The following is a 21408-nucleotide window of genomic DNA, read 5'->3' as shown; positions in this document are numbered from 1 at the left end:
AGTATCTGGAGAGTCTAACGATTGTTCAACTGCTTTTGTTTTAAATTCAATTGAATGACTACGCCTAGTTTTGATTTTCATAACACTTATTCCTTAAATAAGTGTCCACTTTTATAGAGTCGTATCAGGTTTTAGCAATGAGAAACTGTGTTTCTAACGTAAGTAAGTTCTACGCCCACATTGAAAATAAACGATAATATTATCTCTAAAATATAGCTTGCTGGTGTTTAAATACTCATGGTGATTTTGAACGTCTCATTTACTCCTCATTCACTTCTCTTTGTGCATTTAAGTTTTTAAGGGCGTTATTCACAAAGAGATTAAGAGGCGCTGCGCTTTTAGAGAAGTGATTAAAACTTTATAAATCAGAAGCTATGTTTCTAACGTAAGCAAGCTCTCCGTCCACATTGATAATGTTGACGATGATGTGACTAAAAAACCACCGTTATTGTTTTATTAAGCTCTTTAAGTTTTTACTATATGTTCTACTTACCTTGAGTGTTTTTTCGTTATCTAACACCGCCATATATTCAGAATTACGTAATGGGTTGAGCTGTTTGATATGGCTTAAATTAACAATGGTTGATTTATGTATGCGTAAGAAGTCTTCTGGTAAGGTATTTTTTTCAAGATCTTTTAAACGCGCACGCATTACATGAGTTTCAGCCAGTGTATGAACACACATATAATCGCCTGCGGCATCAATCCATAAAATATCTTTAAACGGAATTATTTGAATTGGGTTTTTAGCATCTTGGATGACTAAGTTTTCGGCTTCAAATTTATATTCTGAGTTTTTTGAGCTTTCTAATTCTTGATGTTCGTTTTCTATCAGCGATTGGTGTACTTCAATCAATGTATTTTTTCTGTGGAGTTGCTCTGTTTTTACTACTCTTTCTATGGCTTCTGCAAGGCGAGCTAACTTAACGGGCTTGAGTAAGTAGTCAAGAGCTCTTACCTCAAATGCTTTAACGGCATGCTGGTGAAACGCAGTAACAAAAATAACCGCTGGACAGCTTTCTGGTTGAAAATATTTAATTAATTCAAAGCCTGATTTTGTTGGCATTTCTATATCTAGAAACACTAAATCAACGTCATGTTTGTTAAGTACGTTAATAGCGTCATCAACACTTTGTGCACTGCCAATCACTTCAATTTCAGCAAAGGCCTCTAAACGAATACGCAACCCTTCAATAGCGCTGTATTCATCGTCAACAAGTAATGTTTTTAATTGAATCATTATTGCAAACCATTAATAGGAAGAGAAATACAAAGCCATGCGCCGCCTGATTTGCCATTGCCTTTTTCAATGCGATGGCTATTTCCATACATTAATTTTAAGCGTTGCTCGCAATTAGCCAAGCCAATGCCCCTTTTCGATTTTTTATTATCGTCAAACCCTTTACCAGTATCTGCAACTTTAATGAGCAATGCGGTTTTTGTTTTTTCAACTTTAATTGTGATCACCATTTTTTGATCTGCTCGCATACCATGTTTTAACGCGTTTTCTACCAATGGTTGAATTAATAAAGAAGGTATTAATAAATCGTTGCATGGTTCATCAACGTTAATATTAACCTCTAACCGGTCAGTAAATCGACATTGCTCTATATCTAAGTAGGTTTTTAATATGGCAATTTCTTCTTTAATCGCTACTTTTTCAAGCGGATCGGTATACAAACTATGGCGCAATAGATCACAAAGCTTTTCGAGCATATTCACTGCCTGCACACTTTCTTTTTTTAAGATTAAGGTGCAAATAGCATTAATGCTGTTAAACATAAAGTGCGGATTAAGCTGATATCGAAGCATTTTAAGCTGTGATTCTTTAGCTAGGTGTGTCGCTTCTGCGGCTTTTTGAGTTTGCTCTAAATTGTCGAGATATATTTTTATCCCGTAATAAAAAGCAGTCCACGTTGAGAGCATAGTTAACGATGCAGACGTCCATGTACCAAAGTCAAACCATGTCATTGAAAGCCACCAATTGCCATATAACCACTGCAAAGACGCCCATTTAATTTGTGTCCAAATTAATGTGGCAGTTAACAGCAGCACTAGGTGCAGTGCTATTTTAACTTTAATCCCTTGCCTTTTTGAGCAGTTATAAGCCCTTCTTAAAAGCAAGGTAATTAAAAAGCCACACGCTACATCAATAACTAAATGCGGAATATGTATCGACCATGGCTCGTCGCTTGGTATTTTTATCATTAGCTCGGTCAGCATTGCATACACAATCCAACCGCAGCTCTGAAACAACCAGAAAAGATGACTTCTGGGATTTTTGGAATTCAAATTAATACGTCCAACTTTAAAGGCAGTTGAATAGCTTACTTATTATCAACTGCCTTTGCCTTATTTATTTTGAGCACGTGATTGATAATGCGTCATTATTAGGTTTTGCAGTCAACGCGATATCTGCAACTGCTAAACTTAAACGCCGAGCTGAAATACGAATTACATCTGACATGGATTGTTCAATCAGTTCGCTATCGGCGCAATTGAGTGCGATTGATAAAGTATGCCAGCGCTTATCTGCCATTGTTTTTTCAAACGATGAAAAATCAATACTTCTTAAACAGTTATCTAAATTACACATTACTTGTAACTGGGCACCTTGCTCTGGAGCTTTATCTAATCGCATCTTTAGTTCAAGGTAACCTGATTTAAATTTGCGTTCGAGTAGCGTAGGTTTTAAGTAACTTAGGCTAAGCGTTGCATCTGAGGATTGAGATTGCCACTTAAACTGCCTTGCATCCTCTTGATACGATAAATTAACCGATTGCATTAACAAACTTTTTTTATCGCCACTGGTGGCCGATGAACCACTAGTTAAAACTTTTGCTGTTGTATCAGCTAACGCCCAAGTGAGATTTTTAGCTAAACTTTTTACAAACAATGGGTGTGCATCGCTTTTAACGATTTTTTTAGGGCTTGTAGTTTCACTCACAACAAGTATGTTTACTGTGTCTTGATAAGTTAGCCCGTAGCCATAGGCAAAGAGCGGGTCGTAATTTACGTCGCCTAAGTTAAGGCTAAATTGATCGTCGTATTTAGGCCACGAAAAACTCAACTTACCAGTAAAATCAAACTGGCTGTTACCGTTTTTATCTGTTAGTAATACGTCTGCAACTCCCTCACCCTCAGAGCCTGGTAACCATGCAGCAACAAAGGCATCTGATGCATTGAGCTCTTTATTGACCCAAAGCGGGCGACCACTTAAAAATACGGTAACTACCGGAATATTGTCTGCCTTAAGTTTTTTCAGCAGTGCAAGAGCGTGTTTGCTTTCATGCTGAAACTCTAGCATCTCTATATCACCAAACCACTCAGCATAAGGCTCTTCACCAATAACAACAATGGCTACATCTGGCTTGGTTTTATAGTCACCAGACTCACTTAAGCTTATTTCACCGCCTGCTTTTAATACTTGCGACTTTAAACCTGCATAAATAGAGGTCGCATTTGGAAAGTCGCTATTAGTATTGTCTGTGCCCTGCCAAGAAACGCTCCAGCCACCGGCTTGCATATTGATTGCATTGGCGCCTTTACCGGCAACTAAGATGCGGCTATGCGCTTTAATTGGCAAAACGTTTTCGTTGTTTTTTAATAGAACGAGTGACTTGCGAACCGCTTCTCTTGCCAAAGTGCGATGCTCATTAGCGCCTAACCACTGCGGGTGTTGTGATTCAGGTCGCGCTGATGGTTTACCCTTTGTAAACACCCCCCAGCGGATTTTAGCCCTTAAAAAACGTCTAACAGCATCATCTATTCGTGATTGAGGTATAACACCCGCTTTCACTTGCTCAACAGTATTATGATAAAAGGCTTCAAAATGCTCTGGCACCATTATCACATCAACGCCCGCGTTAATTGCTTGCGCACATTGCTCTAAATCGCAGCCTTCTACAAACTTATGCGCATTCCAATCGCTTACAACAAAGCCATCAAAACCTAACTGGTTTTTAAGTACATCCGTTAATAAATGTTTATCGCCATGTACACGTTTACCATTCCAGCTATTGAAGGATGCCATAACGGATTGCACTCCTTCATTAATCGCTGAAAAGTAACCCGGGCTGTGAATATCTCTTAACCCTTTTTCATCAATTAGCGTATTACCGCGGTCAATACCTCGCTCAGTTCCTCCATCTCCCACAAAGTGCTTAGCGGTGGCAATACGGTTACTGCCTTTTAAAAAGTCAGCGCCTATGTCACCTTGAATACCAGTCACCATGTTACCCGCATAGTATTTAACTAAGTCAGGATCTTCTGAATAGCTTTCATAGGTTCTCCCCCAGCGATCATCTCTGACAACCGCTACTGTGGGTGCAAAACTCCACTCAATACCCGTGGCCGACACTTCCTTTGCTGTTGCTTGCCCTATACGTTTTATTAAATCGCCATCGCGCGCTGCGCCTAAGCCAATATTATGCGGAAATAGCGTAGCACCATACACATTGCTATGCCCATGCATGGCATCGGTCCCCCACACCGTCGGGATCGCAATACCATCTATGGTCGAATCCATAGAAGCCAGGTACATTTCATCTGCGTATTTTAACCAAGTAGCTTGATCCGCTCGTTTGTTACCATAAGGGGCGGTATTCCCGCCATTTAGATAAGAGCCAAATCCATACTTTTTCATTTGCTCGACAGTTAAATAGCCAATTTCTGGCTGTATCATTTGCGCAACTTTTTGCTCTAAAGTCATTGTTGCGAGCAGTTTATCAATCTGTTTTTCAACGGCAGGATCACGCTTAAGTTGTGTGTTCACATAAGGCCAATTAACTTGCTGATTGTCTGCACTCAATACATTTTGGCAGTTGAACATGCCAAAAACAGGCAATAAGCAAAGTAATAATTTAGGGTGTTTTATTTTCGACATTTAAAACCTTCGAGATTAAATACTGTTTTATAAATACGGATTGATTAATTTAGTGTGGAATATATTCAATAAAATCATAATATGCCCACGAAGGGCTGCCGTAGTATTGACCCGGAAAGTAATTTCCTTGAGTCGAGTTGTCACCATTCCACTGGTTAATCATTATTTTTGTTTTATCAATTGGCCACGCATAGCTGGGAATTTCATTATTAGCTATTACGCCATCCCCATTGTCTTTGTACATCACTCTAATTGTTTTCTCGTTTCCTTGTGAGTCGAAGAGATACCAACGAATTGATGAACTAGACCAGTCGAAGCCAATGGTTAATAAGTTTTCTCTGTAATCAAGCCCGAATTGGCTTAAATCAATATCCTCTTCCCAGCTTTGATATGTGCCTCCTTGGGGCTGGTAGATAACATTGGTATGAACGACATTGCCTAAAGAAGGTAATAGTTCGATATCTATCTCTTGCCACGCACGTCCTGGCGAATCCCACCATGAGGTGTAAGTAAAAATAGAAGACACGGTACCGGCGATATTGCCCGACTTAACACTACCTTGTACCTTACCAAAACTATAAAAGTGATTACTTTGCAGCTCAGCACACGCACCTTCTGATAAGGAAAGAGTGATGCCGTATTGACTTGGATTAATCATTCCTGGAGTAAATTCGCAGCCAAAAGGCGAGCCATTATCGCCACTACGTGCACTCCAAATACGAGTGTCAAATCCCCACGAAAAATCGTCTTTAAAATAGTTAGCGTGTGTGGCGGGTGAAATAACTATAAGGCCAGCAACCAAGGTTGAAATTAGCTTCGTTTTCATTATTAAATTCCTTATTTAATCAAGCACCTCCTACAGTACTCTAGCCTGTAGGAGGATAATTTTTTACTCGGTTATTTAGAATGAAAAAACCGCTCTCATACCGTAGTATCTCGGCATGCCAAAGCTGCCTTTAGGGATCCCTTTGCCAGTATTATTCCAGTATTGAATAGTTTCATCTGAGGCATTATTAACAAACACTTCTGCAAACCAGTTTTGTCCTTGCGGCTCATACTTAATAGAGGCGTTAAATACGGCAAATGCATCGCGGCTATCATCGATATATTTTGTTGCTTCATCTGGCACTTGAAAATCCATGTCATCTAAATGTTTATCAACATTCCATACCGTTGAGTACGATTCATCTTTCCAGCTGGCATTTAGCCATGCGTGAACAAAACCATATTCCCCTAAGTTAAGTGTATGTGTGTAACTTATATTGGCGGTGAACTCAGGGGTCATTGCTAAATTATTCCCCTTAAGATTGGTAGCTAACAGGGTGTTTTCAGGATCTTTTGATTCTTCATAAGAAATATCAAACAGATACTCCGCGTCGTAGTCCCATTTAGTATTCCAATCTTCAGTAACTTTTGCATCAGTCCACGTTACGTAACCACTAATTCGACCATTTGGATACGGCTTCCAGTCAAACTCAAGCTCAATCCCTTTTATTGTTGAACCAGGGACATTTTGTGTGTAGTAAGCTATAACTGGCTTGTTTTGAAAATCGAGTACAGGCTCGCCATTACCGTCTAAAACGGGAGAGCCATCTTCATCTTCTACCACAGATAAACGCTCTACGTTACCAATAGAGCCCACTGATGCGTATTGCATGTCGGTGTAATCTGTATAAAAAAATGCGGCTTTTAGGTTTAATGAGTTATCAAAAAAGCTCGATTTAGCACCCAATTCCCATGTTAGTACTTCTTCTGGGTCGAACTTGGTTTCAAAACGAGTAACGTCACCGGTTCTGTCATTTACCACTTCGTAAACATCACCAATACCACCGGCTTTAAAGCCACTGGCAAGATAGGTATAAACCATGGTTTCAGGTGAAATGTCATAATCTAAACCAACACGAAAATCATGGTGTTTCCAACTTCCCTTATTGTCGTTTTCAAAGTATGACGCATAAATAGAAGGATCTTCGTAGTAGTCAACAGGAAGGTTATTTAAATCAGTTCTATTTAACCAACCTACGGCGCAGCCATCAGCATTAGAACAGCGATAGGTTTTTCCGCCTTTATCTTCTTTTGTTTCATCACTAAATCGATAGCCAAGTGTTAGGTGTAACTTTTCAGTTAAGTTGTATGTACCTTGACCAAATAATGCGAGGGCGTCGGTAGAGCGATCGGGTTGATCCCAAAACGCTTTGTCATCCATAGGATTATCGTAATAACCTAAGGTTTTTGTTCTTTCATGAAAGTAATTAATACCTGCAATCCAGATAAAGTCGCCATATTCATCAGATTGTATTTGCAGCTCAGTTGAAAAAGACTCTGCGCCAGTGCCGTCTAAAAAGTAAGTTGCGCCATCCCAAGGGTCTAAACCTACTTCACTATCTTGTGCTGAAGAGCGTTCCATATCTTCATAGCCCAATAACCAGACAAGTGAATATTCATCGTTTATGTTGTAATTAAGGGTGTTTCTTAAGTACGTGATATCTAAATTAAGCTTACCGGGCACATTTACAACCGCCTGATAAGTATTATCGCTGGGTAAAAAGTTAGTGCAGTCTCCCCCTAGTTCAGCACTTCTGCCACGAATTTTATCGCAGTTAACTAAATCTAGGTTGTTATTGCTGTCATTTACATACTTTTGAAAAACAGTGTGGTTTGAAAAATTGCCGCCCAAAGGCTCCCACAAGGTGCTAATTCTAAATGAATATTCATCAGCATTATTGTAAAAATTGCTTTTATCAGCCGGTGTTAGCGCGCGAACTTTTTGCGCTTCTGGATCTGTGCCAGCGCCATCTATCCACCAGTTTTCTCGTTGGGTAATTGTTTGACCCACGCCTTGATAAGAATCTTCAGAGATTACTGGCGCATTAAGAATATCGTCGCTTAAGCGTCTTGAGTCATATTGGTTAGGATCGTAATACCCTTCTAAATAAGAATCCCGTTTCAAGCCTTTTCCTGAAAACCTAACGGCAAATTCATCATTAATAGGAATATTTAAGACTGCATCAATATTTTTACTATTAAAGTTTCCCGCTTCAATACTGACGTTGCCATATAAACCGGTAAACTCTGGTTTTGCTGAAATAACATTAATACTACCCACCGTTGAGTTACGACCAAATAGAGTGCCTTGTGGGCCCCTTAGAGCTTCAACCCTGTCTATGTCGTACATCAATGCAAGGGCACCTTGCATACGTGGTGAGTAAATACCATCAAGGTGAACACCCACAGCCGGATCGCCAAGCTCAGTAATATTAGTAGAGCGTACACCTCGCATTGAAATAACCGGCGCAGCTTGATCTGTTGCAGTTGAAATATCTAAGCCAGGGACTAAGTTAGCAATATCCTTAACGCTATTAACACCGTTTCTTTTCAGCTCGGCTTCAGTTAATGCTGTAATGGCAACAGGTGTTTCCATTAATCTTGTTTTTCGCTTAGTTGCTGTTACCGAAATGATTTCTAATGAAACTGTTTCTTTTTCTGACGCTTGCTCTTTATCCGTAGAAGCTTCTTGAGCATTCAATGGCATTGAACAAGCCAACGCAACGGCTATTGATAGTGCTGTTTTATTTATTGTGTGCATGTTTGACCTTTTGGATGTGTGTGTAAACGTTAAACTTTGTTACTTTTATTTAACAGTCTCATAGTATCCATATCGATTATTTTTATTACTAGTCAAATACGCCAAGACGAGTTAGATATAATACAAACCGAAATCACCTTCTAATTTTTGAAGCTAAAGCCAGATAAACCTCAAGTATTTTCCTCGTAGTTTAGCCTTTTGATTCTATTTCAGACACAAAAAAACCGACTTAGTGTCGGCTTATTTATAAAAGCGGTAGACGCAGGATATCTCTTGTAAGGGTTAACCTATGACAGCCTGTTCGTAGCTAGAGGAAACGGCACATCTACGTGAGCAAGCTCTTCGTCTACATTAAAACGTTGTGGTGATATTATTTATAGACCGTAGCTTACAGGCGTTTAAATACTCATGGTGATTTTGAACTTCTCATTTACCCCTCTTTCATTTCTCTTTGTGCATTTAAGTTTTTAAGGGCGTTATTCACAAAGAGGTTAAGAGGCGCTGCGCTTTTAGAAAAGTGACTGAATGGAAGATTTGGCAGTATGTATCATTAGGTTTAACTGATATCTGAAAGCTTTCTCAAATTTCAGACATAAAAAAACCGACTTAATGTCGGCTTATGTATGAAAGTGCTGGGCGCAGGACGTATCTTGTAAGAGTGAACCTCCGACTGCTTGGTTCGCAGTAGGTTACTCTATCCACATCCACGCTTTGATTTATTTCAGGCACAAAAAAACCGACTTAATGTCGGCTTATTTATGAAAGTGGTGGGCGCAGGACGTATCTTCTAAGAGTGAACCTCCGACTGCTTGGTTCGTAGTAGGTTACTCTATCCACATCCACGCTTTGATTTATTCCAGGCACAAAAAAACCGACTTAATGTCGGCTTATGTATGAAAGTGCTGGGCGCAGGACGTATCTTGTAAGAGTGAACCTCCGACTGCTTGGTTCGCAGTAGGTTACTTTATCCACATCCACGCTTTGATTTATTTCAGGCACAAAAAAACCGACTTAATGTCGGCTTATGTATGAAAGTGGTGGGCGCAGGAGGATTCGAACCTCCGACCGCCTGGTTCGTAGCCAGGTACTCTATCCAGCTGAGCTATGCGCCCACTTTCATATTTACTTATTTAAACTCTAAGTGAGAGTTGAAAGTGGTGGGCGCAGGAGGATTCGAACCTCCGACCGCCTGGTTCGTAGCCAGGTACTCTATCCAGCTGAGCTATGCGCCCACTTTCATTTTGCTTGTTTTAACTCTAAGCAGAGCGTTCTCTAAAAGAGAGTAAAGTATGGTGGGCGCAGGAGGATTCGAACCTCCGACCGCCTGGTTCGTAGCCAGGTACTCTATCCAGCTGAGCTATGCGCCCATACTTTATTTTACAAGATGCGCCATTTAAAAAATGGTGGAGAGGGAGGGATTCGAACCCTCGATAGAGCTACAAACTCTATACTCCCTTAGCAGGGGAGCTCCTTCGGCCACTCGGACACCTCTCCGTCTTGTGGGGCGTATAATAAAGATTTCAGAAAATATGTCAAACACTTTTCTGACAAAAGTGACTATATGGCTATAGATTGCACACATGCCTGGTTTTAAAGTGTAATTAGTTTGAAAAATAATCAGGTTAGGTGTTTGGGGTGCTTGAATTTACACCCATCACTGGCACTAGTTCGTCCGTAAGTTCAGCAAGGTATTGCTCTTGATAGCCTAACTTCTGAAACTCGGCAATACACGCGCGATAATACGCTTCTCGCTGTTGCTCTGTAGTGTTCTCATCAGGTAAAGATTCTACTCGTTTAGCTTTCATATTATTTCTCTAAGTCCTTTAGAAATTTTTATTTTTTACGACTAAGAATGACCGTGTATAAATTTCGGCCACATTTTAGCTAAAAAATTCACATAAATACAACACAATGTTTAAAAAACAATCATACCAAAAAGTTATAGCACTGCTGTAATGTTGCTAAGCAGTCAAGCAACTTTATGATAATGAAGCTGAATTAAAGATTAATTTACTTTTATACTTACACTTAATTATCAGTGTAGTACTTATTAATTAAAAGCCCTAATGTGAAGTTTAGGCAATGTCTCACAAACAATAGGGCAAAAAAAACGCCGCTAGTTAGCGGCGTTGATAATTTTTTAGTTTATTCCTTCAAGCTTAGTCTGCTTGTGGGCGCATATGCGGGAATAAAATAACATCTTTGATAGTTGATGAGTCAGTAAACAACATGACTAAACGGTCAATACCAATCCCTTCACCGGCTGTTGGTGGTAAACCATACTCTAGCGCGCGAATGTAGTCTTCGTCGTAGTGCATTGCTTCATCATCACCTGCGTCTTTTTCTTCAACTTGGCGAGAAAAACGCTCAGCTTGATCTTGTGCATCATTAAGCTCAGAGAAACCATTTGCAAGCTCACGGCCACCAACAAAGAATTCAAAGCGGTCAGTTACAAATGGGTTTTCGTCGTTACGACGTGCAAGTGGCGATACTTCCCACGGATACCCTGTGATAAATGTAGGTTGGATAAGCATATGCTCAGCCGTCTCTTCAAATATTTCACATAAAAACTTACCCGGGCCCCATACGCAGTTTTCAGGAATTTTAACATGCACTTGTTTAGCGTACGCTTTTAATTCTTCAAAGTGGTTTTCTGGGTCGTTAAATACCGCAGCATCAAACTCAGGGTTATATTTTAAGATTGCGTCACTCATGCTTAAACGTGTGAACGGTTGACCAAAGTCATACTCTACTGAATCAATCACTTCACCGTTTTCATCTTTAGTGGTGTTAACCACGATTGGGCTGCCCAATACGTTAGTTGCAACTGTACGTAACATGTCTTCGGTGATGTTCATTAAATCAATGTAGTCAGCGTATGCTTGGTAGAACTCAATCATGGTGAATTCTGGGTTGTGACGCGTTGATAACCCTTCGTTACGGAAGTTACGGTTAATTTCGAATACACGGTCAAAACCACCTACTACTAAACGCTTTAAGTAAAGCTCAGGCGCAATACGTAAGTACATGTCGATATCAAGCGCATTATGATGAGTTACGAATGGACGCGCAGATGCACCACCAGGAATAACCTGTAGCATTGGCGTTTCTACTTCCATAAAATCGCGGTCTGCTAAAAAGCGACGAATACCTTCAACCACTTGTGAGCGAATACGGAATGTTTCACGCGTTGCTTCGTTAGTAATTAAATCAACATAACGCTGACGGTATTTCGTTTCTTGATCCGATAGGCCATGGAATTTTTCAGGAAGTGGACGAAGTGACTTAGTCAGTAGTTCGTACTCAGCCATGTCTACGTATAAATCGCCTTTACCCGATTTATTAAGCGGCCCTTTAACACCAATAATATCGCCAATATCAAGCTGGCCATATTTTGCTTTTAAATCTTTTTGTACGTCTTTTGATGCATAAACTTGTACACGGCCTTTCATATCTTGAATAGACATAAACGGACCACGCTTAGCAAGAATACGACCTGCAATCGATACTACGTGCTGTAATTCGATTAATTCTTCTTTACTCTTATCACCAAACTCAGCCTGCAAATCTGCCGTGTAATGCTCACGACGGAATTGGTTTGGATGACCGTTGGCTGGGCAATTTGCGCGAATAGCGTCTAATTTGCCGCGACGCTCAGCGATTAACTTATTTTCGTCTTGGATTTGATCAGTCATTTTTTAGCTCTTTTTTAGCTTGGTGGTTATAAACCAGATTTTAAGCTGGCTTCAATAAATTTGTCTAAGTCGCCATCGAGTACCGCTTGAGTATTACGGTTTTCAACGCCGGTACGTAAATCTTTAATACGCGAGTCATCAAGTACGTAAGAACGAATTTGACTTCCCCAGCCAATATCAGACTTGTTGTCTTCTTGGCTTTGCTTTTCTGCATTTTGCTGTTGTAGCTCAAGCTCAAATAATTTCGCTTTTAACTGCTTCATTGCTTGGGCTTTATTTTTATGCTGCGAGCGCTCGTTTTGACACTGCACCACAGTATTAGTTGGCACGTGAGTAATACGTACCGCTGATTCAGTGGTATTTACGTGCTGACCACCCGCGCCTGATGCACGGTAAACGTCTATACGTAAGTCAGACGGATTAATATCAATCTCAATGTTGTCATCAACTTCTGGGTAAACAAACGCAGAAGCAAACGAGGTATGACGGCGGCCACTTGAATCAAATGGGCTTTTACGGACGAGGCGGTGTACGCCTGTTTCAGTGCGTAACCAACCATAAGCGTATTCACCAGAAAAACGTACCGTTGCGCCTTTAATACCAGCAACATCACCATCGGTCGCTTCAACTAGCTCTACTTTAAAGCCTTTTGCTTCACCCCAGCGTAAGTACATACGCAGTAAAATATTACACCAGTCTTGTGCTTCAGTACCGCCAGAGCCTGACTGTAAATCAAGGTAAGCATCGTTTGAATCGTGAGAACCTGAAAACATACGGCGAAACTCTAAGCCTTCAAGCTGCTGATTTAAATCAGCCAGTTCGCTTTGTGCTTCATCAAAGGTGTCTTGATCTTCGGCTTCAACAGCAAGCTCTACTAACCCTTCAACGTCGTCAGTACCCGCCACTAAGGTGTCAATGGTTTCAACAACAGCCTCTAGTGCTGACTTTTCACGACCAAGGGCTTGTGCGCGCTCAGGTTCATTCCATACGGCTGAATCTTCAAGTTCGGCGTTAACTTCTTCTAAACGTTCTTGTTTAAGAGCGTAGTCAAAGGTACCCCCGAAGCAGTTCAGTACGTTCGCGAATTTCCTTGATTTGATTAATCACAGGATTCACTTCAAACATGTACATTACTCCAAAATGGCTAGGTTATTGCGCACTTAAAAAAGAGACTGAGCGCAATTAAAAATCATCAAATAATAAAAACGCCCGATTTTAACAAAAAACCGCGCGTTTTATTAGCCTTTTATGCATGGTTTGAAGATATTTTTTAGCCCACTTTTTCAAGCTCTCTTACAATCAGTTGTAAGCTAAATTTACCTCTAAATTCATTTATATCGAGCTGGTACGCTACTTTAACAAACTGCGCCTCGGTATCTGGCCACGCTTTTACATCAATGCCAAAAGCTATGGCGTCAACTAAACGTGCAGATTGGTGTTTAAGGACTAACTTTAGATGTTTTTCACCCACAATGCGCTGCTGTATCACTTCAAAGGTGTGTTCAAATATCGGCTCAGGAAATTGCTGCCCCCACGGGCCTGATTGCTTTAAAAGCTGGGCAAAATCCATGCTAAAGCAGTCGTTAGGTAGTTCACCATCAGTAAATACAATGCAGCGTTTACTTTCTTCACTGAGTTGCGCGCTGACCGCACTATCAAACGCACGTTTAAACTCAGTAAATTGCTGCTCGTTAATACTTAACCCTGCCGCCATTGCGTGGCCGCCAAATTTATTAATTAAACCAGGCTGCGCGGTGTTTAATCCCTCAAGTAAGTCGCGCATATGCAAGCCTTCAATTGAGCGACATGAGCCTTTTATTTCACCGTTTTCACCACCGGCAAATATCACCGTTGGGCGGTGGTACTTTTCTTTTAAGCGCCCAGCTAAAATACCAATTACCCCTTGGTGCCAATCGTCTTGGTACAAACAAATAGCATCGGGCACACTGTCTTCTTTAAAGGCGAGCCTATCGAGCACCGCTTGCGCTTCTACTTGCATGCCTTGCTCTATTTCACGTCTGGCAAAGTTTAAGCTATCAAGCTCACCGGCTATGCGCCTTGCTTGATTTATGTCTTTGCTAAGTAAACACGCTATACCTAGACTCATGTCGTCTAAGCGCCCTGCTGCATTTAAGCGTGGAGCAAGCGAAAAACCAAAGTCACTGGCGCTCAAACGCGCGGCATTGCGATTAGCCACTTCAATCAGTGCGGTAATACCTGGGCGAGTTTTACCGCTGCGAATACGAGCCAAGCCTTGGTGCACTAAGGTGCGGTTGTTCGCATCAAGTGCCACCACATCGGCTACCGTACCTAACGCTACAATATCAAGCAAATCAGCTATATTTGGCATAGGATGATGGTTAAAGTAGCCTTGTTCACGCAATGCGCTTCTCAGGGCAATGAGTAAATAAAACGCCACACCAACACCGGCTATCGACTTAGAAGGAAAATCACAGTCATGACGGTTAGGGTTAATAATAGCATCGGCGTTAGGCAGTTGTTCGCCTTGTAAATGGTGATCTGTAACCAGTACTTTAATGCCTGCGGCTTTAACAATATCAATGCCTGCGATACACGAAATCCCGTTATCGACGGTGATCACTAAATCGGGCTTCATTGTCACTATTTGCTCAGCCAATGCGGGGCTTAAACCGTACCCTAGACTAAAGCGGTCTGGTACTAGGTAATCTAAGTGAGTAAAGCCAAACATGGCCAGCCCTTGCATTAAGGTGGCGGTGCTGGTTGCGCCATCGGCGTCAAAGTCGCCCACAATAAGTATTTTGCTTTGTGCGTGTAGGGCTTCAATTAACAGTTGGCTGGCTTTGTCTATATCTTTAAAAAGTTTGAAGTCGTGGAGTGTAGCTGCGCTATTGTTTAGCTCATCGGCATGGGACACATTTCGCGTGGCATAAATTTGCTTAATAACAGGGTGAAGATGGCTCGGCAGATGAGAGTCGTCAACGGGTTCTCGCGCAATGATCATTTTTTTCATGCTAGTTTTTAACTTATGATGTTCATGATAATAAGACAAAAAAAGGCCATAAAGGCCTTTTTAAACACATACTCGCGGTATTGCTTAGCCCGCTTTGTTAGCCTCAAGCGCTGCGCTTAATGCCGCAGCAGGCTGATAACCTGGGATCATCGTGCCATCTTCTAAAATAATAGCCGGTGTACCGCTAATACCAAAACTCTGGCCTAACTGATAATGCTCAGCAACAGGTGCGCTACAGCCTTTAACAATTTGGGTATCTGCACCTGATTTAGCTTCAGTTAATGCTTCTTGCTGATCTTTCGCACACCATACATTCATTAAATCAGCGTAACCAGATCCTTGCAGACCGCCACGCGGAAACGCTAAATACTTAACGGTAATACCCGCATCAAGTAAGTCATCTAGTTCACGGTGTAATTTACGACAGTAACCACAGCTAATATCGGTAAATACAGTAATGCTGTGCTTCTCTTCAGGCGCTTTGTAAACAATCATTGAGTCTTCGTATTCTTTTAACCCTGATTGGCGCACACCATTAAGTGCTTGCTCGGTTAGGTTACTACGGTTGTTTAAATCGATTAGCGTACCTTGCATTAAAAATTGACCGTCAGGACTTGCATACAGCACCCCTTTATTGGTGATCAATTCTTTTAAGCCTGCAACTGGGCTTGGATTAATTTGTTTAACGGTTACCCCTAGCGCGGCAAATTTCGTCACGATAGGATCATTGGCATCGGGTGTTACTGCAACGCCATTAGCAAAGGCGCTCAAACTAGTGCACAACATGGCACCTGCTAACATTAATTTTTTCATAACGGGTTCTCTATCTTAAAAATACTTATCTTATCGTGTCTATATGACCGGCTTAGTGACAAAAAAATTCGCTTAAGCACGAGGATGATGCTCAGCATGCACCGATTTTAATCGCTCATTCGCTACATGCGTATAAATTTGGGTAGTTGATAGGTCGCTGTGGCCAAGCATCATCTGCACCACACGCAAGTCAGCCCCATGATTTAATAAATGCGTTGCAAATGCATGTCGCAAGGTGTGGGGTGATAACGGCGACTCAACGGATGCCAAAATAGCATAGTGTTTAATCCGATGCCAAAAAGTTTGTCGTGTCATGCCTACCCCTCGTTTAGAGGGAAATACAAAATCGGTGGCGTGTTTTATCATTTGTGCGCGCCCGAGCTTTAAAAACTGCTCGAGCCAATACATAGCTTCTTCACCTAAAGGCACTAGCCGCTCTTTGTTTCCCTTACCTTTTACAAACACCACAGCTTGGCGCAAATTTATTTGCTCCATTCTAAGCCCCACCAGCTCGGTTACCCGCAGCCCTGTTGCATACAGTAACTCCAGCATGGCTTTGTCGCGCAGACCCATTGGCTCTTCAATATTGGGGGCACTTAATAGCGCCTCTACTTCGGCCTCAGAAAGCGTTTTTGGTAACGACTGCCCCGCTTTAGGCTGAGCAATATTAACCATAGGTGAGTCGCTAATTATTTTTTCGCGTACAAAGTACTGATAAAAACGTTTTAATGCACTAATACTGCGTGCAGTACTGCGTGGTTTTAGCCCTAAATCAACGCGGTGTGCTAGGTAACTTTCAACGTCGAGGCTGGTTACCGTCATTAAGTTTTCGCCTTTTAAAAATTGGCAAAACTTATCTAAGTCACTGCGATAAGCGCTCAGTGTGTTTTCACTTACGCCTTGCTCTAAATATAGGCTATCTAAAAAGGTTTCTAAAAAGTCGCTATTGCTGCTTAGCTCAGTGTTTTGTTCAGGTAAATCGTCAGATAGCGTTGTCACGTTGTGATCTCATGTTGGTAATACCACGGGAGAAGGTATCAATTAAAAATACCTTACGGTAAACTTGAGCCTATCATAACAGGCAATTACACAGTGATAAATACGATGCAGATTGGTTTATTTTTTGGTTCTACTACCTGCTATACCGAAATGGCGGCAGAAAAAATACGCGACATTATTGGCGCCGATATCGTCAGTTTACACAATATTAAAGACGAACCGCTTAAAAACGCTGAGCAATACGACTTTATCATTTTTGGTATCTCAACGTGGGACTTTGGCGAAATTCAAGAAGATTGGGAATCAAAGTGGGACGACATAAAAGACGTTGACCTAAATGGTAAAACTATAGCCTTATTTGGCATGGGCGATCAGCAAGGGTATGGCCAGTGGTTTCAAGACGCGTTAGGTATGTTGCACGATGAAATAAATGCCCAAGCCATTACTCAACTTGGCTTTTGGCCTAACGATAGTAATTACGAATTTGAAGCGTCCAAAGCCCTTACCGAAGACGGTAAACAGTTTGTAGGTTTAGCATTAGATGAAGACAGTCAGTACGAGCTAAGCGACGAGCGTATTGCCACTTGGGTAGAACAAGTGATGACAGAGTACGCTGAAACCCTATAACTCACTATTGCAAAGAGCGCTGCCATGCAGCGCTTTTTAATTCTTAACTATTCTACTTTTAACCAGTATTGGTTACGGTAAAAAAAGCCCACATAACCACGCACTTCAAGTTTTTCGCCATTTTGCTGCGGCGTTAAACGCACGCTGTAGGTTTTACCGTTATTTGGGTCGAGTATTTCACCGTCTTCCCAACTACCGTCACCCGCATAGGTCACATCTTCAATAATGGTCATCCCCAACATAGGCTGATTCTTTTTATCACCATCACACTCGGTGCAAAGTGCATCTTGCTTGGCTTTATTGAGTATTTTTTCAATTTTTCCAGTCAGCACGCCATCTTGCTCAGTAATGCGCACGTACGACTTAGCCTCGTTAGTCTCTTCGTTAATAGTTTTCCAAAGCCCAACCGGTGTGGGGTTAGCAAAAACCTCAGAGGTGTTAAATAAGCTGCCCGCTAAAAGGGCTAGTAATAGTATTTTTTTTGATTTTTTAGTTAATAAATTCATCAAATTACTTTAAATATGAGTCAATAATGGTGCCATACTAACAACCCTTTATAAAACACTCTACGTAAAAATGCTTTAGGCATACAGCGTGGTATTACATATTTAAATAAAACGCCTTGCACAGTGCAATGTAGTCTTGACTGTAAGCATTACTTAACTCCCTTATGCATAGAGTGCTTTTACTTACTTCACAATCATCAAAACTAAAAGTCATCAAACTGCGTCTAAAGGGCTTATTTGGCATAGCTTGTACTTGGCAAAGGCGATTTAAATACAGCCCTTGCTGCTGTGCTAATGTTATAAATAACTGCGCCTCAGTAGTGGGTAAAATAAGATTAAAACGCGAATGTTGATGACTTAGTTGCCTAAACGCACCAAGCAGTTCTGCAAAGCTTAAACCATCGGTATGGCGAGCGGTATTTCGCGCTGCATTATCACCTTTTAAACTGTGATTAAAATAAGGCGGATTAGCTATAACACAATCAAATAAACCTGCAGCCTCAAACTGCTGAATAGGCTGATGGTAAATACTAATATCCGGCCAAGGACTTTGCTGGCAATTTTGTAAAGCCTGCTGGTAGGCGGCTTCATCAACTTCAACCGCACTCACCTTTAAATGTGGCGCTCGTTGCTTACACATTAGAGCCAGTAACCCTGTGCCTGTTCCTATATCAAGTAACGTATTTGCGTGGCTTAAATCAGCCCATGCGCCCAGTAAAATACCATCGGTAGAGACCTTCATGGCGCACTGGTCGTGCTCAACCTTAAATTGTTTAAATGCAAAACCAGACATTTTTTCACCTTTTCATTCACCAAGCAGGTTTAAGTGCGTATAATTAACGGCAATTGTCCCCTATTTTTGACACTCTATGCAATTTTCTGAATTTGATCTTGATGATAAGCTACTCAATGCTATTAATAAAATGGGCTATGAAACCCCCACTAGCATTCAACAACAAGCCATTCCTGAGGCGTTGCAAGGACGCGATATTTTAGCGTCGGCACCAACAGGTACAGGTAAAACGGCGGCATTTTTAATTCCGGCAATTCAATATTTAATGGATTTTCCGCGTCGTGATCCGGGCTTTGCACGGGTATTAATTATGACCCCAACGCGCGAGCTTGCTTATCAAATTCATGAACAATGTGAGTTACTTGCAAAACAAACCCAGTTAAAAATTGGGGTAGTTACCGGTGGTATTAACTACGGTACACACAAAGAAATTTTTGAAAATAATAACGACATTTTAATCGCCACACCTGGGCGTTTAATGGAATATTTAGAAACCGAAAACTTCCATGCAGAAAACGTAGAAATGCTCATTCTTGATGAAGCCGACCGCATGCTCGACATGGGTTTTCGTAAAGAAATGCTGCGCATTTGTGATGAAGCTAAAAACCGTCGTCAGTGCTTTTTATTCTCAGCTACTCTTGAAGGTGACAGCGTAGAATTATTTGCAGAGCGTATTTTAAACGACCCGGCTCTGCTTGAAGCCGAATCATCACGCAAAGAAAAAGCTAAAATACATCAATGGGTTCATTTAGCCGACGACTACCGCCATAAACTTGAGCTATTAGTTAACACCTTAAACGGCCCTGATGTTAGTAAAGCGATTGTGTTTGTAAAAACTCGTGAGCGCCTTGAAACCCTTATTGGTGAACTAACCAATAACGGCGTTAAAGCTGCGTGGCTACGTGGTGAAATGCCACAAGATAAACGCATGAAAGCGATGGAAAATTTCCACAGTGGCAAAACCCGCATTTTAGTCGCGACCGATGTAGCCGCGCGTGGTATTGATGTAGCTGATATAAGCCACGTAATTAACTTTGATATGCCTCGCACTGCAGATGTTTACGTACACCGTATTGGCCGTACAGGCCGCGCGGGTAAAAAAGGCATAGCGATTTCACTCATTGAAGCGCACGATATTGGAATCCTTTACAAAGTAGAACGTTACATAGAACAGAAGCTAAAACGCCGTGTATTTAAAGGATTAGAGCCAAAGCATAAAGAAGCCAAGCCACCAGTCAAAAAGCGTAAAGATCCAGTAAAAATGAAAGCGAAGAAAAAAGCCAAAGCTAAAAAGAAAAAATAGCTTTAGCTTTAACACATTTAATTGAGCCGACGTTTGTCGGCTTTTTTGTGGCTTAAAAACAGTGAGTAAGCTATTCATAGTAATATGTAAAAAATACTTAGCTGAATAACTAATTAATAAAATAGTAATTTATTTCAAATAGTTAATCTTGGAATGAAACTTGTAACCCTATCGAATATACGAGTATTAAAACGCCGAGTAATGGCATTGTTTTTTAGTAACACACTAAGGATATAGTTATGAGTCGCATTAAATTTACTATCGGTTTTATTTCGTTTTGTTGTTTATTTTTATTAGCCTCTGCTTTTAAAGTCAGTGCAGCAACGCATTTAGCTGTAGTTAGCAGTGTGGCTACACAACCTAATTTACAACAATCTATTACTCATGAATTGCGCACTAACCCAAATTTAAAGTTAGAAAAACTAAACGTACACGTTAATGACGGTGACGTTGAACTTAAAGGCGAAGCCAATAACGGTTTTGAACGCGCTCTTGCACAAAAGTTTTTAGAAAATATGGATGGGGTTAAAATCATTCATAACAAAATTAGTGTCATTTAATATAACTTTTTCTTAACTAATACACTTAACTTATCCCTCAGCGCTGCGTGTTTCTCCAACACAAGCGGCGCTTTTTTTATAGTTTGCACAATATAATTCACTGCAGAGCATATTCCCAAGCCAGTTTAAATACTTAATTAAAAGCCTTTTAGTTTACGCACCAATCGCGACGCTCATTGCAGCTGCTTATACTTTTGAAACCTTTGTTTATAGACACTTATTATAAAGAGCTTACATCAAGCTTGGGCTCTAGTTCGGTTGATTAAATAATCTATTTTGAGATGAGAAACCTTATCGATATAGTTTTCTAATTGAGGCGTTTTTAAGGCAGTTAGCGCAAGGCTTTAATTACTTCAGATTATCAATTGGGTCTGTTGTTCTTTCAAGGTTGAATTTGCAGTAGTCTGTTTGGTATTTAGCCAAGGGTTTTGCCCAGGGACATTTACTCTTTGTTGTCTACATGGATGGTGGTAAGGAGCGTGAGCTGGACGCGGAAGCTTTGCTCGGTTTTTACTTATTATTACATGGATGTAAGCCAGTAGAATAACACAGGAGCAGTTATCGAGCCCACTAGGCAACAAACCTCGCGTCGCGATTAAATAGCTCTTAGTTTGAACTAATTTTAATCCGCAAAGGTCAACAGACCCTT

16 protein-coding genes and 4 tRNA genes are annotated in these 21408 nt (G+C 40.9%); 3 read left to right on the top strand and 17 right to left on the bottom strand.

Going from position 1 to position 21408, the window contains the following annotated elements:
- Positions 1 to 445 precede the first annotated feature (445 nt).
- The 15 genes from QL986_RS12160 to xerD all read right to left on the bottom strand — a co-directional run bounded on the left by QL986_RS12160 (position 446) and on the right by xerD (position 16970).
- The gene (locus QL986_RS12160; RefSeq protein ID WP_024600782.1) at positions 446 to 1240 is read right to left on the bottom strand and encodes a LytTR family DNA-binding domain-containing protein; all 795 of its coding nucleotides are present in this window, start codon (positions 1238 to 1240) and stop codon (positions 446 to 448) included.
- Positions 1240 to 2223: a histidine kinase gene (locus tag QL986_RS12155; protein WP_138562568.1), complete on the bottom strand. Its 984-nt coding sequence runs from the start codon at positions 2221 to 2223 to the stop codon at positions 1240 to 1242. Before QL986_RS12155 ends, QL986_RS12160 begins: the two co-directional genes overlap by 1 nt.
- A 133-nt stretch (positions 2224 to 2356) precedes the next feature.
- Positions 2357 to 4885, bottom strand: coding sequence for a glycoside hydrolase family 3 protein (locus tag QL986_RS12150; protein ID WP_290191585.1), 2529 nt, complete (start codon positions 4883 to 4885; stop codon positions 2357 to 2359).
- A gap of 49 nt (positions 4886 to 4934) precedes the next feature.
- Positions 4935 to 5711 (bottom strand): family 16 glycosylhydrolase, encoded by a 777-nt coding sequence (locus QL986_RS12145; RefSeq protein WP_138764722.1) that lies wholly within the window; start codon positions 5709 to 5711, stop codon positions 4935 to 4937.
- Between the two features lie 75 nt (positions 5712 to 5786).
- Positions 5787 to 8471 (bottom strand): TonB-dependent receptor, encoded by a 2685-nt coding sequence (locus QL986_RS12140; RefSeq protein ID WP_138764721.1) that lies wholly within the window; start codon positions 8469 to 8471, stop codon positions 5787 to 5789.
- A gap of 1035 nt (positions 8472 to 9506) precedes the next feature.
- Positions 9507 to 9583: transfer RNA gene (locus QL986_RS12135), tRNA-Arg, on the bottom strand.
- A 43-nt stretch (positions 9584 to 9626) separates the two neighbouring features.
- A tRNA-Arg gene (locus QL986_RS12130) sits at positions 9627 to 9703 on the bottom strand.
- Positions 9704 to 9761: 58 nt separating this feature from the next.
- Positions 9762 to 9838: transfer RNA gene (locus tag QL986_RS12125), tRNA-Arg, on the bottom strand.
- Positions 9839 to 9872: 34 nt separating this feature from the next.
- A tRNA-Ser gene (locus QL986_RS12120) sits at positions 9873 to 9965 on the bottom strand.
- 128 nt (positions 9966 to 10093) lie between these two features.
- On the bottom strand, positions 10094 to 10276 hold the full coding sequence (locus QL986_RS12115; RefSeq protein WP_013465804.1) for a hypothetical protein: 183 nt from the start codon (positions 10274 to 10276) through the stop codon (positions 10094 to 10096).
- 354 nt (positions 10277 to 10630) lie between these two features.
- Positions 10631 to 12166, bottom strand: coding sequence for a lysine--tRNA ligase (lysS, locus tag QL986_RS12110; RefSeq protein ID WP_008467803.1), 1536 nt, complete (start codon positions 12164 to 12166; stop codon positions 10631 to 10633).
- Positions 12167 to 12192: 26 nt separating this feature from the next.
- A protein-coding gene (gene prfB / locus QL986_RS12105; protein WP_096038752.1) for a peptide chain release factor 2 occupies positions 12193 to 13291 on the bottom strand; the annotation gives its coding sequence in 2 pieces (ribosomal slippage) (positions 12193 to 13215 and positions 13217 to 13291; 1098 coding nt in all).
- A gap of 145 nt (positions 13292 to 13436) precedes the next feature.
- Complete coding sequence (gene recJ / locus QL986_RS12100; RefSeq protein WP_290191584.1) at positions 13437 to 15158, bottom strand: single-stranded-DNA-specific exonuclease RecJ; 1722 nt, start codon at positions 15156 to 15158, stop codon at positions 13437 to 13439.
- Positions 15159 to 15242: 84 nt separating this feature from the next.
- The gene (gene dsbC, locus QL986_RS12095) at positions 15243 to 15971 is read right to left on the bottom strand and encodes a bifunctional protein-disulfide isomerase/oxidoreductase DsbC (protein WP_036980127.1); all 729 of its coding nucleotides are present in this window, start codon (positions 15969 to 15971) and stop codon (positions 15243 to 15245) included.
- Between the two features lie 72 nt (positions 15972 to 16043).
- Entirely contained in the window at positions 16044 to 16970 is a 927-nt protein-coding gene (gene xerD, locus QL986_RS12090; protein ID WP_008110662.1) for a site-specific tyrosine recombinase XerD, read from the bottom strand.
- Positions 16971 to 17075: 105 nt separating this feature from the next.
- On the opposite strand from xerD, the gene fldB reads away from it, so the two are divergent.
- Complete coding sequence (fldB, locus tag QL986_RS12085) at positions 17076 to 17597, top strand: flavodoxin FldB (protein ID WP_008467792.1); 522 nt, start codon at positions 17076 to 17078, stop codon at positions 17595 to 17597.
- 47 nt (positions 17598 to 17644) lie between these two features.
- Here the strand turns inward: fldB and QL986_RS12080 are convergent, their stop codons facing one another.
- Entirely contained in the window at positions 17645 to 18103 is a 459-nt protein-coding gene (locus QL986_RS12080) for a DUF2147 domain-containing protein (RefSeq protein ID WP_036956626.1), read from the bottom strand.
- 94 nt (positions 18104 to 18197) lie between these two features.
- Positions 18198 to 18896, bottom strand: a complete 699-nt coding sequence (locus tag QL986_RS12075) for a methyltransferase (RefSeq protein ID WP_290191583.1) — start codon at positions 18894 to 18896, stop codon at positions 18198 to 18200.
- Between the two features lie 76 nt (positions 18897 to 18972).
- On the opposite strand from QL986_RS12075, the gene srmB reads away from it, so the two are divergent.
- Both srmB and QL986_RS12065 read left to right on the top strand, forming a co-directional pair.
- A complete protein-coding gene (gene srmB / locus QL986_RS12070) occupies positions 18973 to 20199 on the top strand; it encodes an ATP-dependent RNA helicase SrmB (RefSeq protein WP_013465810.1) in 1227 nt (408 codons plus the stop codon).
- A 239-nt stretch (positions 20200 to 20438) separates the two neighbouring features.
- A complete protein-coding gene (locus QL986_RS12065) occupies positions 20439 to 20759 on the top strand; it encodes a BON domain-containing protein (protein ID WP_036980135.1) in 321 nt (106 codons plus the stop codon).
- Positions 20760 to 21408: the final 649 nt, after the last annotated feature.

It is taken from the genome of Pseudoalteromonas sp. APC 3250 (assembly GCF_030407915.1).
In the GTDB taxonomy this organism is placed as follows: domain Bacteria; phylum Pseudomonadota; class Gammaproteobacteria; order Enterobacterales; family Alteromonadaceae; genus Pseudoalteromonas; species Pseudoalteromonas tetraodonis.
Note: the sequence above shows the minus strand (reverse complement) of the source record. Positions and strands in the feature narration are given on the sequence as shown.